This window comes from Bradyrhizobium sp. CB82 (assembly GCF_029714405.1).
In the GTDB taxonomy this organism is placed as follows: domain Bacteria; phylum Pseudomonadota; class Alphaproteobacteria; order Rhizobiales; family Xanthobacteraceae; genus Bradyrhizobium.
In genome coordinates this window covers 5,426,332-5,442,414 of record NZ_CP121650.1, presented here as the reverse complement: position 1 = coordinate 5,442,414, position 16,083 = coordinate 5,426,332, and the positions used below count along the sequence as shown (strand labels likewise).

Sequence of the window (16,083 nt, the reverse complement as noted above, 5' to 3'; positions counted from 1 at the left end):
CCAAATGCGCGGCCGGCCCGCTAATGCTGGGGCATGCCACTACATCTGATCAAGCTCGCCGTCGGCTGCGACTCCGTCAAGGAATTGAAGGAGTGGATCGCCGAACGGATGCAGGCCGCCAAGAAGAAGGGCCTGCCGCAACACCACGTCCACGTCACCCGCATGGTGCCCAAGCGCGGCGACGAGATCCTCTCGGGCGGCTCACTCTACTGGGTGATCAAGGGCGAGATCGCCGCGCGCGAAAAGATCATCGGCATCGAGCCGTTCCGCGACAAGGACGGCATCGGTCGCTGCCGGATCGTGATGCAGCCCAAGGTGACGGCGGTGTCGCCGCGGCCGATGCGGCCGTTCCAGGGCTGGCGCTATCTGACGGACGATGCCGTGCCGCCCGATCTCGGCAAGGCTGCCGCCGGAACCATCGCGGCGATGCCTGAGCCGATGCGGCGCGAGTTGCGCGACCTCGGCTTGCTGTAGATGGCCGCTGGAGCAACGATCCGGAAAAGTCTGAAGCGATTTTCCCCCGCGGCAAAGGCGGAGATCATGCTCGAACCATAACCTAAAGCGCGATGACGATTCATCGCGATCTCATCGCGCTTTGGGCGTCCTAAACCGCGATATTGTCGATCAGGCCAGGTGGTGCCGAGCCGCGCCGCCACCAGAATGCACAGCGCCCTCCTTGCGCGAGATGACCGGCGCCAGCGTCTCGGCATAGCGGGCTTCAAAATAGTCGAGCGCAAAACCGGCCTCTTCGATCATCCCTGAGATGATGCGGCTGGCGCGGGCGGTCCGCAGGGCCGGGGGCTTACGTTAACAAGCGGCACGGGTGGAGGCCATGCAACCCGATGCGTCGGAGAATGTCTCGAGCGGCGCGACGATGTGGGCTGCACCACGGACGCGAAGCACGCGCGCGATTCATGATTAAGAACACGCGTTGCGATTTGCATTTCCTGTCACGCATTTCACTTGACCGCAGACCCGGTCAACTTGAAGATATTTGTAGGGGCGTTGAGGATTCCTAAATGCTTGTGCAGGCTAGCCAAGGCCAATCGGGCTCGGCGCACGTCGTCGTGCTCGGCAACGAGAAGGGTGGCTCTGGGAAATCCACCACTGCCCTGCACATCGCGGTTGCGCTGCTCAAAGCCGGCCAGCGCGTCGCCACGATCGACCTCGACTGCCGCCAGCAGAGCTTTACCCGCTACATCAGCAACCGTTCCGCATGGGCGCGCCGCACCGGCCTCGCCCTCGAGTTGCCGGTACATCGCTGCATCAAGCTCGGCGATACCATGCAGATCGCCGAGAACGAGAACTCCGAGTTCCTGCAATTCATGGAGGCGGTCTCGGCGGTCGAGAGGGACTTCGATTTCATCGTCATCGATACACCCGGCACCGACAGCTACTTGATGCGGCTCGCGCACTCGATGGCGGACACCCTGGTCACCCCGATCAACGACAGCTTCCTCGACTTCGACGTGCTCGGCACCGTCGATCCCGCCAACTATGCGGTGACCGGCGAGAGCCACTATGCAGAGATGGTCCGCGACACCCGCCGCAAGCGCCGCCAGCTCGACGGCTCGACCACCGACTGGATCGTCGTGCGCAACCGCCTGTCGATGCTGGGCTCACGCAACAAGCAGCTCGTCGCCGACGGGTTGAAGGAATTGTCGCTGCGGCTCGGCTTTCGTTATGTCGACGGCTTTGCCGAGCGTGTCGTCTACCGCGAATTCTTCCCGCGTGGCCTGACAGCCCTCGACGATATCGATGAAGCGACCCTCGGCATGCGGCCCAGTCTCGGCCACGTCACCGCCCGCGAGGAGGTCACGAGCCTGTTGCGCCAGCTCAAGCTGCCGCTCGACGAGCGCGGCCGCCGCCGCGCCGCCAACCGCGCCGAATGGTTCAGCCAGGTCGACAAGCCGCTCGAGCTCCACGACATCCTCAGCGCCTGAAGGGCGCGGTAAGAAACTACTTCAATCGAATATTTCGATCGAGCCGCTGGTTCCACGGGAACCGGGCGGCGCGATCGCGATTGAACCGGCCAGACGGGCTGCGTCTGAAGGGCAAGAGTACCTAACATAGTGGTCTTTAAATACCGTGCCCACAAAGTGAGTGCAGCGCACAATGAAAGAGCTGCCAGTTCACAATATTTGGTCTTCCTGTCACGTCGCTGTGACATATATTAGGGAATAACCGACAAGGGGCCCAAGAGCCTTCAAGCAACACGATTTCAACTGGGATTTCGGGCCAGAAAGGCCTGAGGCTGAGGACGAAAATGAAGCGTGGAATTGCCGTACTGGTTTCGGTCACCGCCCTTGCAGGCCTCGCTTATTTCACGGCGAGCAAATGGGCCATCAAGAACGAGACGATCACCTTCTATGACGCCTCGCGCGACAACCGCCCGGTGCCGGTTGATATCGCCGTCCGTCGTGACCGGGAGATGCAGGCGGATAGCGGCATGATCACGCTGCCGGTCGCAGTGATCAACCACGGCAACACCGTCAAGAACACCGAGTACGGCTTCCTTGCCAACGTCTTTGCGATGCGCGGCTATCTCGTGGTGAGTCCGCAGCACGACCTGCCAACCGATCCGCCCATGGTGACCAAGCCGGGCGAGCTTTACGTCGGCCGCCTGCCGCAGATCCTGCGCGGCGTTGCCAACATTCACCTGGCGCTCCAGGAAATGAGGAAGGTCCAGCCGAATGCCGACTACACGAAGGTCAGCATGGTCGGCCATTCCATGGGCGGCGACATCACGATGTATTTCGCCAAGCAGTACCCGGATGAGGTCAAGAAGGTCGTGACCCTGGACAATCTGCGCGTGCCCTTCGTCACCGCCGGCAAGTTCAAGATACTGTCGTTCCGCTCACGCGATCCGCAGTTCAAGACCGATGCAGGCGTGCTGCCGAGCGACGAGGAATGCGAGAAGGCCGGCATCACCGTCGTGAAGACGGACTTCCAGCACAACGACATGCGCGACACGGGTCCCGACGTTGCGAAGAACTCGATCCAGGGCATGCTCGACAAGTTCCTGAGCGATACCGACAGTGTGGTGGCGCCGGTCGATACCCTCAGCGCGCCGCCCAAGGTCCTCGAGCCCGGTCCGGTCGCACTAATGGCACCCGCCAAGAGCTGACCGCCCAACAGCTGACCGCCCAAGAGCTGACCGCACAAGAGCTGACCCCCTCGGTCCACCTCGAATTTTGTCCCTGCCAGGCCTCCGCTGCTGACCGCCGCGGAGGCCTTTGCACATTGACCGATCACAGCGCGCTCGCCACATAGGGGTCGTGTAGCAAGTGTGCGAGCAGGGATGTCTGGCGAACCGACCAAACCACGCAGCGGCGATGCCGTGTCGGCGCGGACCGGGGCCGATGGCAGGTTGCCGCAGGCCAAGACGTCCACCAGCGACGACATCGCGGCCTTCGTCGCCAAGGCGCGCGCGATGTCGCCGCATGCGCCGGGCGCGAAGGGCCGATTGATCTTCGCGCTCGACGCCACGATGAGCCGGCAGCCGACCTGGGACATGGCCTGTGCGCTCCAGGCCGACATGTTCCGCGAGGCGGCGGCGCTCGGCAGCCTCGATATCCGGCTTGTCTACTACCGCGGGTTCAACGAGTGCCGTGCGACAGGATGGATCTCCGACAGCACCAAGCTCGCGAGCCTGATGAGCAAGATCGATTGCCGCGGCGGCGACACCCAGATCGGCAGGGTGCTTTCGGAGGCGCGGCGCGAAGCGGCATCCTCCGGCGTGCGCGCGGTGGTTTTCGTCGGCGACGCCATGGAGGAGAAGGTCGACGAGCTCTGTGCCAAAGCGGGCGAGCTCGGTATGCTCAAGGTCCCGGTCTTCATGTTCCAGGAAGGTCATGATGCGACCGCCGAGCAGGCGTTCCGCGAGATCGCACGGCTGACCGGCGGGGCCTGGTGCAGATTCGATCCGGGCGCGGCGGCGCAGCTGCGCGAGCTCTTGCGCGCGGCAGCGGCCTACGCCGCCGGCGGCCGCGAGGCTCTGCTCAGGCTGGCCAAGACGACAAGCGGCGCGGCCAGGCTGATCGGGCAGATGAAGTGAAGTATTGGCCGTCCACATTGAAGCGCGGCCGCATGCTTTTTGTGACCGAGGCGACTATATTGCGCTCATGCCGACCCTGATCGCAGGCGCTGTCGCCGTCGTTACCCTTTACCTGCTGCTGCAGATGTTCCGTTCCGCCAATCCGGCGGTGCTCGCGCGCGCGATCAAGGTCGGCGGCGGGGTCGTGGCGCTGGCGGTCGCGGCTTTCACGGGCCTGCGGGGCGAACTCGCGGTCGCGATCCCCCTCGGTATCTTCGGTGCCGGCCTGCTCGGGTGGACACCGCTCGCGAACTCCGGCTTCGGCAATATCGGCGGGTTGTTCGGCGGTGCGACGCGTTCGCCGGGGCAGACCTCGCACGTCCGCTCACAATTTCTGGACATGCGGCTGGACCACGACTCGGGTCAGCTTGCAGGCGAGATCGTCGCCGGGCCTTACGCCGGGCGTTCGCTCGACGAGTTCGATCTTGCCGCGCTGCTTGCGATGTGCCCTGGCTTCGACGCGGAGAGCGTCGCGTTACTCGAAAGCTATCTGGACCGCCGGTTTCCCGCCTGGCGTCAGAACGCGCAGGGCGATGCGGCAGGGCGGCAGGGCCGCGCGGCGCCGAGCGGCAAAATGACGGTGGAGGAAGCCTATCAGATCCTTGGCCTGCAGCCGGGAGCGGGGCGCGACGAGATCGGCCGGGCCCACAAGACCCTGATGAAGAAACTGCATCCCGACCAGGGGGGCTCGACGTATCTCGCTGCCCGGGTAAACGAGGCCAAGGATACCCTGCTTCGCACGCATAACGGCTAACTCCGGCAACCAACGCTACAAACGCTCGTACCGCGTCAGCTCCGCTTGCTCTGTCTGCCGTCGCCCCGTGCCGCCCGCCATTGTCGGCGTGGTCGATCCCTTGAGCAAAGTCTTAACCGTAAATCCTTGACGAGAGGTTGTCGCGGAAGGCTCTTCGCGTCCGCCGGAAACGATAATGCCCGCGCGGAAGGCGCGGGCATTGGGATCGGATCGATCTGAACGGAGTCAGTTGCGGACGGTGATGCAGGAGATCTCGGCGCGTTTCAGCGTGCGGCAGACGGCTTCCGCCTGATCGCGCTCCAGCCCGGCAAAGCGGGCGCGGAACAGCTTGCGATTGTCCTTGGCAACGACCTCGGTGAAGGGGTCGGCCTTGCTGAGGAGGCCGCGAGCCGAACTGCGGGCGGCTTCGATACGCTGCTGCGCCTCGTTCTCGCTCTCCAGCGCGCCGACCTGAACGATCCAGCCGGTGTGCGTGACGACCGGCCTGGTCGTCGCGCTCATCTGGATCGGCTGCGGGGCCGGCTCGCCCGAGCCGAGTTTTGCGGCGGGCGCCGCCGTGGGGGCCGAGGCGCCGGAAGCCGGCAGGACGCCGAGGATGCCGTTGCCGGTGCCAAAGCCCGGCGGCTGCGGCGGCAGCTCGCTGCGGGCGACTTCAGGCTTGACGACTTCAGGCCTGGCGACGACGTCCGGCTTGCTGACGACGTCGGCCTTGGCGACGACGGCGCCGGAGGTTTCCGCGACTTCAGCACGCGCGCTGGAGATCGTGTTGGTGATCGGCGGCGCTGGTTGCGACGGGGCGGCGGAAGCGACCTTCACGGTGCCGGCCTTGACCTGAACCGTCTTCACTCTGACCGGCTTCATCGGCTCGGACGAGCCGGGGATGGTCGAGAGCGGTTGGCTCGAGATCACGCCATTGGTCAGCGGCGCGGGTTCGATCTTGGACTCGACCGTCTTGGGCTCCGGCTTGGCGCCCGGAGGCATCGCCGCGGTGGCGGCGGCAAGCGTGGCGAGGCGCGAGGCGGGGCGCGGCGCGGGTGCTTCGGGAGCGGGGGCTGCGGCCGCCTGAACCTGTGGAGCGGGGCGCACCGGAGTGTCCGATGCATCGGCGACGTCGGTGTTGGTGTCGGCACCATTGCGCTCGGTGATGGCTGCCACGGTGCGGGTGCCCGCGCCCTTCTCGAGGTTCTCCGCGAGCAGGTTGCGCATGATGGCATCGCGCGAGCCGCCGCTGCGGCCGCCCAGGACCACGCCGACCAGGAAGCGGTTGCCGCGGTGAATTGAGCTGACGAGATTGAAGCCGGAGGCGCGGGTGTAGCCGGTCTTGATGCCGTCGACGCCTTCAACGCTGCCGAGCAGGTGATTGTGGCCGGTGATGGTGCGGCCACGGAAATTGAAGGCCGTGGTCGAGAAGTAGCGATAGTAGCGCGGGAAGCGATCCTGGATCGCGCGGCCGAGCGTAGCCTGGTCGCGCGCTGTCGTGTTCTGTTCGTCGTTGGGAAGGCCCGACGCGTTGCGATAGACCGTCCTGGACATGCCGAGCGCGTGCGCTTTGCGCGTCATCATGCTGGCAAAATCGTCTTCGGTACCGCCGATATATTCGGCGATGACGACCGCGGCGTCATTCGCGGAACGCGTGACGAGGCCCTTGATCGCGTCCTCGACCCGGATGGTCTGGCCGGGGCGCAAGCCCAGCTTGGTGGGATCCTGATCGGCGGCGTGTGCGGACACCGGCATCTCGGTGTCGAGCTTGATCTTGCCGGACTCCAGTCGCTCGAACAGCAAATAGAGCGTCATGATCTTGGTGAGGGAGGCGGGGTGACGAATCCCGTCCGGGCTCGTCGCTTGCAGCGTCGCACCGGAGTTGCCGTCGACGATGATCGAGGCGAACTGTGGGCTGTAGCTCTCGCCGGAGTCGCGATGCACGCGGTGTGCGTAGTGCCGACCGCGGTGGCGCCGCGCTTCGGCAGCGTCAGTCGTGAAGATGACCGCGGTGGTGACAGTAAGAAGCCCGAAGACTCCAGCCCGCGCCAAGCGCGAGGAAGACCAGTTCTTACGAAGCATGAAACCCCGTCCCCGTTTCTGACTTGATCACCGGCTCGTGAGGCAAAATTGTGCCCTCCAGATCCGGGACCATGACCTGCTTGAACCGCCAATCCGCCGGCGCTGATCGTCAGCGATCGAAGCTCAAGCCGCTGTTCTGGCTAAGGCAATGTTCTCAAACGGCTTTTGACCGCCTGTCGGAAGCTGAACACGTCCAGGGAATCAGGGTAGGGGCGCTCGGTTTCCAAAAGCTTAAGGAACCCTTGCGTAGATCTCCGAGAATCGCCTCAAGTTGCGTGTATTTGTGCGTCGCACAAGGATTCTTGACTTTTTTGTGCGTTGCACTAATTATGGGCAGCGTCAGGTGGCCCCAAGGTTTTGAAGATCCAGGCTTCCGGACGAGAGCCAGGAAAAAAGGATTCCATGATGTTCAAGGTTGAAGACTTTCAGAACTACGGGAAAGAGCAGTTCGAGCAGTGCGTCGCCTCCGCGAGTTCGGTGCAGAACGGCCTCCAGGCGATCGCCAGCGCCTATGGCGACTACACCAAGAAGTCGTTCGAGGACACCAAGTCCTTCGTCGAGAAGCTTTCCGGCGTGAAGTCGCTGGACAAGGCGCTGGAAGCGCAGACCGATTTCGCGCGCTCCGCCTACGAGACGTTCGTTGCAGAATCGCAGAAGATCGCCGGCCTCTACAACGATCTCGCCAAGCAGGCGTTCAAGCCGGTCGAGACCATCGTCTCGAAGTTCACCCCGGCCGCCCAGTAACTCTTCGTCAAGTCCTGGAATCGGAAAGGCCCGGCTGGTTCAGCCGGGCTTTTTTCGTGAGCGCGTTCGCGAGGGTTATTGCGAGCCCATCAGCGTGCTGAGCGCAGTGCCGATCGTTTTGCAGGTCGGCACGATCTGGTCGAGCTTGTCGGCATGAAGAACCGGCGGGTCGATCCAGTCGATCCAGCTCTTGCCATCCTTGCTGGACTTCACGTTGTCGGTCTTGGCGAAGGGAATGATCGAGAAGAATACATCGCCGTTGGTGGAGCGCCGTCTGCATCGACGTGTACGCGAGCGGGGTCCGCAAGTTAACGCCGGGTTCCTGGTTAAGGACGGGGGAAACTTGTTGATCGGATTTTTTTGTCAAACTGGTCCGGATTGACTAACCTTGGTCGGGATCGCCAGGGACCGGGACCAGGGACCGGGAATCGGGACCGCCGCGGCCGGACAGGTCGAGCCTTTGCACGCTTGCGGCGGGCCGGGGGCAGGCCCATATTCATCGATGCCGTTCCGGTGAGGACCGGACCGGTCGGGAGCGGCGATCGAACAAGACGCGCGCCTATGCGAGGCTCCGAACGGCGGAGCAGCGCGGCGGGCTGCTATATGCTTCCGTGGGGATTTTGAACGCCTGTGCCATGCCGCAACTAACTTCCAGCCTCGATCTGCCCGCGTCAGCCGTCGCTCATGCTCCCCGGATGGGCAATGACGACAACCGTTCTAATGGTCCGTCCGGCCCGAGCACCTCGGTCATCACCAAGGTCAAGCCCAAGACCAAGCGGCCCAACCTCTACCGGGTGCTGATCCTGAACGACGACTACACGCCGATGGAGTTCGTGGTTCTCGTGCTGGAGAAGTTCTTCAACAAGGACATCGAGGCAGCGACCAAGATCATGCTGCATGTCCACCATCACGGCATCGGCGAATGCGGCGTCTTCACCTACGAGATCGCCGAGACCAAGGTCACGCAGGTGATGGATTTTGCCCGCAAGCACCAGCACCCCCTGCAATGCGTGATGGAAAAGAAGTAGGCGCGTCCCGCGTTCTGCCTTTCTGACATTCGCGTCACCCGGTTCGCTATCCTCACGGCCGCCACGGCCGGCGAACTACGGGGAGGGGACCCCGCCCAAATCGGAACGGGTTTTGCATCGAAAATACCGCGCGCGAGTCCAGTGTCGCGGAACCGGTCTTTTGCCGCGATCTTGTATAACTATATGTGACAAAGGTTGTTGTTGCCTGACCGGGCGATGGCGATCATGATGGTGGGGGCCACAGAGGACGCGAATGCCGACTTTTTCCCAAAGCCTTGAACAATCCCTGCATCGTGCACTGGCGATCGCAAATGAGCGTCATCACCAATACGCGACGCTTGAACATCTGCTGCTGTCGCTGATCGATGACTCCGATGCAGCAGCCGTGATGCGGGCCTGCAGCGTCGATCTCGACAAGCTGCGCACCAGTCTCGTGAACTATCTTGAGACCGAATTCGAAAATCTGGTGACGGATGGCGCCGACGACGCCAAGCCGACGGCCGGTTTCCAGCGCGTGATCCAGCGCGCGGTGATCCATGTGCAGTCATCTGGTCGCGAGGAAGTGACCGGTGCGAACGTTCTGATCGCGATCTTCGCCGAGCGCGAGAGCCATGCTGCGTATTTCCTGCAAGAGCAGGACATGACGCGCTACGACGCGGTCAACTACATCAGCCACGGCATCGCCAAGCGGCCGGGCGTCTCGGAGGCGCGCCCCGTTCGCGGCGTCGACGAGGAAACCGAGACCAAGGGCAACGAGGACTCCAAGAAAAAGGGCGAGGCGCTGGAGACCTATTGCGTCAACCTCAACAAGAAGGCGCGCGACGGTAAGATCGATCCGGTGATCGGGCGCAATTCCGAGATCAACCGCGCCATTCAGGTGCTGTGCCGCCGGCAGAAGAACAACCCTCTGTTCGTGGGCGAGGCCGGCGTCGGCAAGACCGCGATCGCGGAAGGCCTTGCAAAGCGCATCGTCGACAGCGAGGTGCCGGAGGTTCTGGCGGCTGCGACCGTGTTCTCGCTCGACATGGGCACGCTGCTCGCGGGCACGCGCTATCGCGGCGACTTCGAGGAACGCCTGAAGCAGGTGCTGAAGGAGCTCGAGGCGCACCCCAACGCCATCCTGTTCATCGACGAGATCCACACCGTGATCGGTGCGGGTGCGACGTCGGGCGGCGCGATGGACGCGTCGAACCTGCTCAAGCCGGCGCTCGCCTCGGGCACCATCCGCTGCATGGGCTCGACCACCTACAAGGAATACCGCCAGCATTTCGAGAAGGACCGCGCGCTGGTGCGGCGCTTCCAGAAGATCGACATCAACGAGCCGACGGTGGAGGACGCCATCGCGATCCTCAAGGGGCTGAAGCCGTACTTCGAGGACTACCACCGGCTGAAATACACCAACGAGGCCATTGAAGCGGCGGTGCAGCTCTCTTCGCGCTACATCCACGACCGCAAGCTGCCGGACAAGGCGATCGACGTGATCGACGAATCCGGTGCGGCGCAGATGCTGGTTGCCGAGAACAAGCGCAAGAAGACGATCGGCATCAAGGAGATCGAGACCACGATCGCCTCGATGGCGCGGATCCCGCCGAAGAGCGTTTCGAAGGACGATGCCGAGGTGCTCAAGCATCTCGAGCAGACCCTGAAGCGCGTCGTGTTCGGCCAGGACAAGGCGATCGAGTCGCTCTCGGCCTCGATCAAGTTGGCGCGTGCCGGCCTGCGCGAGCCGGAGAAGCCGATCGGCTGCTACCTGTTCTCGGGTCCGACCGGCGTCGGCAAGACCGAGGTTGCAAAGCAGCTTGCCTCCAGCCTCGGCGTCGAGCTGCTGCGCTTCGACATGTCCGAATACATGGAGCGGCACACCGTGTCGCGCCTGATCGGCGCGCCTCCCGGCTATGTCGGCTTCGACCAGGGCGGCCTGCTCACCGACGGCGTCGATCAACATCCGCATTGCGTGGTGCTGCTCGACGAGATCGAGAAGGCGCACCCCGATCTCTACAACGTGCTGCTCCAGATCATGGACCATGGCCGGCTCACCGATCACAACGGCAAGCAGGTCAACTTCCGCAACGTGATCCTGATCATGACCACGAATGCCGGCGCGGCCGATCTCGCCAAGCAGGCGTTCGGCTTCACCCGCTCCAAGCGGGAAGGCGACGACCATGAGGCGATCAACCGGCAGTTCGCGCCGGAATTCCGCAACCGTCTCGACGCCATCGTCTCCTTCGCCCACCTCAATGCCGACGTCATCGGCATGGTCGTGGAGAAGTTCGTGCTCCAGCTCGAAGCGCAGCTCGGCGACCGCGACGTCACGATCGAGCTGTCCGAGGAGGCCAAGGCCTGGCTGATCAAGAACGGCTATGACGAGCAGATGGGCGCGCGGCCGATGGCCCGCGTGATCCAGGAGCACATCAAGAAGCCGCTCGCCGACGAGGTGCTGTTCGGCAAGCTCAAGGGCGGCGGTCATGTCCGCGTCGTGCTGGTCAAGGACGAGGCCGACGAAACCAAGGACAAGATTGGCTTCGAGTTCGTCGAGGGCCCGGTCACGCCGAAGCAGGAGAAACTGCCCGGCGCCCGCAAGCGCCCGCCGTCAGGCAGGTCCAAGCCGGGTGGTCCCGGCGGCCCCTCCAAGGGGCCGACCTCCAAGGGGCCGCTGGTCAAGGTTTGATCGGGAGCGTCATGAACTGAAAAGAGGCCGGCTGCGAAGCCGGCCTCTTTTTGTCGAATGTCTTTCGCGGCACGGCGTCAGGTGCCTGCGTCGGGTGCCCGCGGTGGGCGCGGCTTTCTCGCAACCGGCGCCTGCGGCGGCGGGCCGAGGGCTGCATCGTGACGATGACAGGATTGGGTTTGTGGTCAGTCGCCGCGCCCGTTGCGGCGTCGACGCCCATGCCCACGATACCTCCCAGCAGCGGATTTCCCGGCAAGCGGCAGATATGCCAAATGGTTAAGCCACGCACAGGTTGTGCCGCGGACCGAGCGGCTGGACGGGACGCTCTCGCTATCGAAGCGGAAGGTCGGCATGACGCGGCGAACACTGCCATAGCCGTCCTGCGGGCACTGCACGACGTCGAGGCTCTTTCCAAGGCCGCAGCGCGGCTCGGCGGCACGCGCACGAGGAGGACGACGTTGCCGAGGCCAACGAGCGCCAGTCCGGTGATCGACCAGGGCGACCAGCGATAGCTGCGGCCTCAGCAGTCAGAGCCACTTCACGCAGCGCTTCCGCGCCTTGAGTGGCATGACGCCGCGCCAATACACGCGCTTGCTGCGCGGCTGAGTGCCGGCAGAGAGGGCGCTACCAGCGCGACGTTGCCTTGCCGAAGACATAGAGCGCGATCAGGCCCGCCGTCACCACGGACGAGAAGATCAGGACGTTGCGATCCCAATCGGTCCGCTTCCTCTCTTCTCTGTTGAAACTGAGGGCGGTGAACAGTGCCTTCATGGCAAATCGGCGCATCGACGATCCTCGCGCGTGCACGATGGCACGTCGCGGGAAGATCGGCTTGATACACGTCAATGCGCGGCGCGCATGCAACTGGGCGAGAGGACGGCCGCCCGCGACGTTCGCTAGCCGCCCCAGTTCTTGTAGGGACTGTCAACCATCGGATCCGGCTGGTCGCTTGGCACGGCCAAATAGGGGGCCCTCCCTCGGGGCGGCGCATAGCCAAAGCTTGACATGGGATCCGTGATCACGCGAGGGGCAGGGGCAACATGCTGCCGGTGCGTGCGATGCACCGGCGCGGCGTTGGCAGTACTCGACAGCGCGATCAGAAGGCTCAAAAGCAAGATGGGACGCATTGCGTTCTCCCCGATGGAACCTGACCCGGACCTTAGGTGAGGTTCGCCTTGCGGCGCCGCAATCTGGCCCGGCTTCACGTTCGGTCACATCGGCGGCATCGGACGGCCGACCCTGCTGTGCGCATATTGGAGAAAATTCTGCCGAAATACGAATGCAGCGTCGCGCCGCCTCGCCGGCCTAGTGCTTGCCGAACCACTCGTCGTAGATACGCTGATAGGCGTCACTTTCGCGCAGTGCCAGAAGCGCCTCGTTGACATGCTTGCGCAACGGGCTGCCGGTCGGAAAGACGATTCCGTAGTCTTCCCGATGGAAGACGCGGCCGACGGTCCGCGCCAATCCCCTGCCGTCATGCGCCGTGTAATAGAGCAACGCAGGTGAATCGAAGACGACCGCGTCGATCTCCTGATCCAGCAGGGCCTTGTAGAGGTCATTGACTTTCTCGAACTCACGGACCTGCGCCTTGGCCTCGTTCAGATAAAGGGTGGCCGTGCTTCCCCGTGTCGTGCCGACGCTCTTGCCGACGAGATCCTCAGGACTGTTGATCGGGCCCCTGATCTGCTGGACCGTCAGCGATGCCGTCAATTGCGCGGTGTAGAAGGCCACGAACACTACGCCCGTGAACATCCACAGCACCGCCACGATGCGGGCGATCCAGTGCCGGGGCATTTGATCCGCCTGGGTCGCCAGTGTGCCCGCGGCCCAGAACATGGCATGGAAGATTCCCGGAAAATACCGCGTGGTCGGAATGATGCCGTTGCGATGATGCCGCTCCACCAGAAAGATCAGATGCGCCGGAACGAGGATCAGCAGCAGCGCAATGCCCAGCCAGACCAGAAGAGTTCGGGAGAAGAACAACTGCATCAGCTCGCTCAGGGGATTGGGCTCGACATTGGCGGCGGTGCCACGCACCATGATCTGCAGGCCCGAATTCATGATCGGTTGAGAGAAGTCGAACCTGTCCTCGCGCTCGGACGTGATGGAGATGGCGGAGATCCCGAGATCGGCCCGTCCGCTCTCCACAGCATCGAGCAACTCGCCGACATCGGACGTGATGATGTACTCCGTCTCGCGGTGCAGGCGCTGGCCGATGTCGTTCCAGAGCTCGATGCTGAAGCCGCTCAGAACGCCGTTCTTCTCGATGACCATGGGCGGCACGATGCGCGTCGCTACCCGAAGCTTGCCAGTCCCGGCCTGGGCCATGGAGCAGGAGATGCAAACAAAGAACGCCAGCGCCAGCCCGAGGGCGGCGTCGCGCGCGAGCATAAGGAGCAGGCGGGCGGTCGTTGAGCGAAGGCAGACCGGGAGACTGGCACGAGGCATCAAATCGTTCCCCAACCATGCGCCTCGTTGTCGGCGACTGCTTGTCACGTCGTCTGGTTGCGGAACGGCGACCTGTCTAATGCCGCAACTGGCTCTGCCGGAAATCACGTGGCGACATTCCGAAATGCTCGCGGAAGACGCGGCCGAAATGCGAGAGGTCGTTGAAACCCCAGGCGAAGGCGATCTCGCCGACGTGGCGATGCGCGAGCACGGGTGAGGCGAGATCGCGCCTGCTTTGGGCAAGACGCTCTGCGAGCACATAACGCTGGAACGAGGTGTGCTCCTGGCTGAGGAGATCGTTGACGTAGCGCGGCGAGATTCGAAGCGCGGCCGCGGTGTTCGACAGCGATAGATCGGGATCGGCGAGGTGACTGCGGATATGCGCCTTCAGCCGGTAGAGCAGGGCCGAGCGATGGGTCGAGGAGGGCAGCGACGTCTTGCCTAGCCGTTCGCTGAGCGCCATCGCGACGAGATCGACCGCCTGCTCGGAGAGCGCGACGGCGTGCTGCGGATCGATCTGATCGGCGCTGTGGCAAAGCTTGAAGACGAAATCGTAGGCGAGCTTTTGCAGCGGTGCGTCCGCGCCAAACGATATCGCGGTCAGCGCCTCGGTGGCCCCCAAGCGCCGCTGCAGCATCTCGCGCGGCACTTTGAAGATGGTCTGCGTGAAGGCATGATCGAACTTCAGCTCATAGGGGCGCGTGGTGTCATAGAGCGCAAACTCGCCGGGATGGATCACGGTCTCGCGGCCATCCTGCACCACGCCGCCGACGCCCTGATTGCCAAGCGCGACGAGCACGAAGTCGAGATCCGAGCGGGCGATTCGCGACGGCGTGCGGAAGACGTGCTGGCGGTCCGAGCAGACATCCGAACAGACCGCACGTCCAAGGGAGGCTTGCGTCACCGAGCCGCGGAAGGCGCTGCCGAGATCCGACTTGCAGTCGAGCTCGACGAAGACGTCGCAGACGATGTCCTGCCAGAGCGCGAGGCGCCGGTGGCCGGGGCTGCCGTCCGTCGTGAACTGGATGGTCATTGGCAGGCCTCCCTTTCACACTCCGAAAACTGCATGCAAGATCCAGCCTCAGCGCAGGCAATTTCCGCACCGCCATCGCCATTTGCCTTGCCAGTCGAATTTTCGTGCCGTGGCGGTCGAGCAAAAGTCATCCGGCTGTGGCCCAATCGAGTGCATCGGAAGACTGCATCGGACCTGGGCCTTCGATCAACTGGGAAGCGGCCCTGTCCCACCAAGGATGGAGGCGGGAATGGGTATCGAACATCCGAAATACCGGGTTGCGGTGGTGCAGGCGGCGCCGGCCTGGCTCGACCTCGATGCTTCGGTCGACAAGTCGATCGCGCTGATCGAGGAGGCCGCAAGGAAGGGCGCGAAGCTGATTGCATTTCCCGAGGTGTTCATCCCCGGCTACCCCTGGCATATCTGGCTGGACTCGCCGGCCTGGTCAATAGGCCGGGGTTTCGTGCAGCGCTATTTCGACAATTCGCTCGCCTACGACAGCCCGCAGGCGGAGAAGCTGCGGCAGGCCGTGTGCAAGGCCGGCCTGACGCGGTGATCGGGCTGTCCGAGCGCGACGGCGGCAGCCTCTACATCGCGCAATGGCTGATCGGGCCGGACGGAGAGACCATTGCAAAGCGCCGCAAGCTGCGGCCGACCCATGCCGAGCGCACCGTCTATGGCGAGGGCGACGGCAGTGACCTTGCCGTGCACGACCGCCGCGACATCGGACGGCTCGGCGCGCTGTGCTGCTGGGAGCATCTCCAGCCGCTGTCGAAATATGCGATGTACGCCCAGAACGAGCAGGTGCATGTGGCGTCCTGGCCGAGCTTCTCGCTCTACGATCCCTTCGCGCCCGCCCTGGGTGCAGAGGTGAACAACGCCGCCTCGCGCGTCTATGCGGTAGAGGGCTCGTGCTTCGTGCTTGCGCCTTGTGCGACCGTCTCGCAAGCAATGATCGACGAGCTCTGCGACCGCCCGGACAAGCATGCGCTGTTGCATGCCGGCGGCGGCTTTGCCGCGATCTACGGCCCCGACGGCAGCCAGATCGGCGACAAGCTGGCGCGGGATCAGGAAGGGCTGCTGATCGCGGAGATCGATCTCGGCGCCATCGGCGTTGCCAAGAACGCAGCTGATCCCGCCGGGCACTATTCGCGGCCCGACGTCACGCGGCTGCTGCTCAACAAGAAGCCCTACAAGCGTGTCGAGCAGTTCGCGCTGCCGGTCGACAGCGTCGAGCCCGCGGACATCGCGGCGGCAGCCAGCTGACCTGAT

The 16,083-nt window shown here is 63.8% G+C and carries 14 protein-coding genes and 3 pseudogenes; 9 read left to right on the top strand and 8 right to left on the bottom strand.

Annotation, left to right across the window (positions count from 1 at the left end; all coding sequences use genetic code 11):
* Positions 1 to 33: 33 nt before the first annotated feature.
* The gene (locus QA640_RS26565; protein WP_283035859.1) at positions 34 to 474 is read left to right on the top strand and encodes a DUF1489 domain-containing protein; all 441 of its coding nucleotides are present in this window, start codon (positions 34 to 36) and stop codon (positions 472 to 474) included.
* Positions 475 to 604: 130 nt separating this feature from the next.
* Here QA640_RS26565 and QA640_RS26560 read toward each other — a convergent pair.
* Positions 605 to 753 (bottom strand): annotated as a pseudogene (locus QA640_RS26560) (pantoate--beta-alanine ligase); the annotation flags it as partial.
* A gap of 266 nt (positions 754 to 1,019) precedes the next feature.
* Between QA640_RS26560 and QA640_RS26555 the strand changes: the two are divergent.
* From QA640_RS26555 to QA640_RS26540, 4 genes are all read left to right on the top strand, one after another.
* Positions 1,020 to 1,943 carry a division plane positioning ATPase MipZ gene (locus QA640_RS26555; protein ID WP_283035858.1) on the top strand — a complete coding sequence of 308 codons (924 nt, stop codon included), beginning with the start codon at positions 1,020 to 1,022 and terminating at the stop codon, positions 1,941 to 1,943.
* A 323-nt stretch (positions 1,944 to 2,266) separates the two neighbouring features.
* Positions 2,267 to 3,127, top strand: coding sequence for an alpha/beta fold hydrolase (locus tag QA640_RS26550; RefSeq protein ID WP_283035857.1), 861 nt, complete (start codon positions 2,267 to 2,269; stop codon positions 3,125 to 3,127).
* Positions 3,128 to 3,301: 174 nt separating this feature from the next.
* A complete protein-coding gene (locus tag QA640_RS26545) occupies positions 3,302 to 4,057 on the top strand; it encodes a VWA domain-containing protein (protein ID WP_283035856.1) in 756 nt (251 codons plus the stop codon).
* A gap of 67 nt (positions 4,058 to 4,124) precedes the next feature.
* Positions 4,125 to 4,850, top strand: coding sequence for a DnaJ domain-containing protein (locus QA640_RS26540; protein WP_283042897.1), 726 nt, complete (start codon positions 4,125 to 4,127; stop codon positions 4,848 to 4,850).
* Positions 4,851 to 5,075: 225 nt separating this feature from the next.
* Here QA640_RS26540 and QA640_RS26535 read toward each other — a convergent pair whose 3' ends face one another.
* Positions 5,076 to 6,911 carry a D-alanyl-D-alanine carboxypeptidase gene (locus QA640_RS26535; RefSeq protein WP_283035855.1) on the bottom strand — a complete coding sequence of 612 codons (1,836 nt, stop codon included), beginning with the start codon at positions 6,909 to 6,911 and terminating at the stop codon, positions 5,076 to 5,078.
* A 405-nt stretch (positions 6,912 to 7,316) separates the two neighbouring features.
* On the opposite strand from QA640_RS26535, the gene QA640_RS26530 reads away from it, so the two are divergent.
* A complete protein-coding gene (locus QA640_RS26530; protein WP_283042896.1) occupies positions 7,317 to 7,655 on the top strand; it encodes a phasin family protein in 339 nt (112 codons plus the stop codon).
* Positions 7,656 to 7,730: 75 nt separating this feature from the next.
* Here the strand turns inward: QA640_RS26530 and QA640_RS26525 are convergent, their stop codons facing one another.
* Positions 7,731 to 7,868, bottom strand: a complete 138-nt coding sequence (locus QA640_RS26525) for a hypothetical protein (RefSeq protein ID WP_283035854.1) — start codon at positions 7,866 to 7,868, stop codon at positions 7,731 to 7,733.
* A gap of 482 nt (positions 7,869 to 8,350) precedes the next feature.
* On the opposite strand from QA640_RS26525, the gene clpS reads away from it, so the two are divergent.
* Entirely contained in the window at positions 8,351 to 8,683 is a 333-nt protein-coding gene (gene clpS, locus QA640_RS26520; protein WP_283042895.1) for an ATP-dependent Clp protease adapter ClpS, read from the top strand.
* 253 nt (positions 8,684 to 8,936) lie between these two features.
* Positions 8,937 to 11,351, top strand: a complete 2,415-nt coding sequence (gene clpA, locus QA640_RS26515) for an ATP-dependent Clp protease ATP-binding subunit ClpA (protein WP_283035853.1) — start codon at positions 8,937 to 8,939, stop codon at positions 11,349 to 11,351.
* Between the two features lie 77 nt (positions 11,352 to 11,428).
* Here the strand turns inward: clpA and QA640_RS26510 are convergent.
* From QA640_RS26510 to QA640_RS26490, 5 genes and pseudogenes are all read right to left on the bottom strand, one after another.
* Positions 11,429 to 11,601: pseudogene (locus QA640_RS26510) on the bottom strand (translation initiation factor 2); the annotation flags it as partial.
* A gap of 374 nt (positions 11,602 to 11,975) precedes the next feature.
* Entirely contained in the window at positions 11,976 to 12,137 is a 162-nt protein-coding gene (locus QA640_RS26505; RefSeq protein ID WP_283035852.1) for a hypothetical protein, read from the bottom strand.
* A 110-nt stretch (positions 12,138 to 12,247) separates the two neighbouring features.
* Positions 12,248 to 12,478, bottom strand: a complete 231-nt coding sequence (locus QA640_RS26500) for a hypothetical protein (protein WP_283035851.1) — start codon at positions 12,476 to 12,478, stop codon at positions 12,248 to 12,250.
* A gap of 178 nt (positions 12,479 to 12,656) precedes the next feature.
* A complete protein-coding gene (locus tag QA640_RS26495) occupies positions 12,657 to 13,799 on the bottom strand; it encodes a transporter substrate-binding domain-containing protein (protein WP_283035850.1) in 1,143 nt (380 codons plus the stop codon).
* A gap of 76 nt (positions 13,800 to 13,875) precedes the next feature.
* The gene (locus tag QA640_RS26490) at positions 13,876 to 14,832 is read right to left on the bottom strand and encodes a helix-turn-helix domain-containing protein (protein ID WP_283035849.1); all 957 of its coding nucleotides are present in this window, start codon (positions 14,830 to 14,832) and stop codon (positions 13,876 to 13,878) included.
* Between the two features lie 229 nt (positions 14,833 to 15,061).
* Here QA640_RS26490 and QA640_RS26485 point away from each other — a divergent pair.
* A pseudogene (locus QA640_RS26485) lies at positions 15,062 to 16,077 on the top strand (carbon-nitrogen hydrolase family protein).
* Positions 16,078 to 16,083 lie beyond the last annotated feature (6 nt).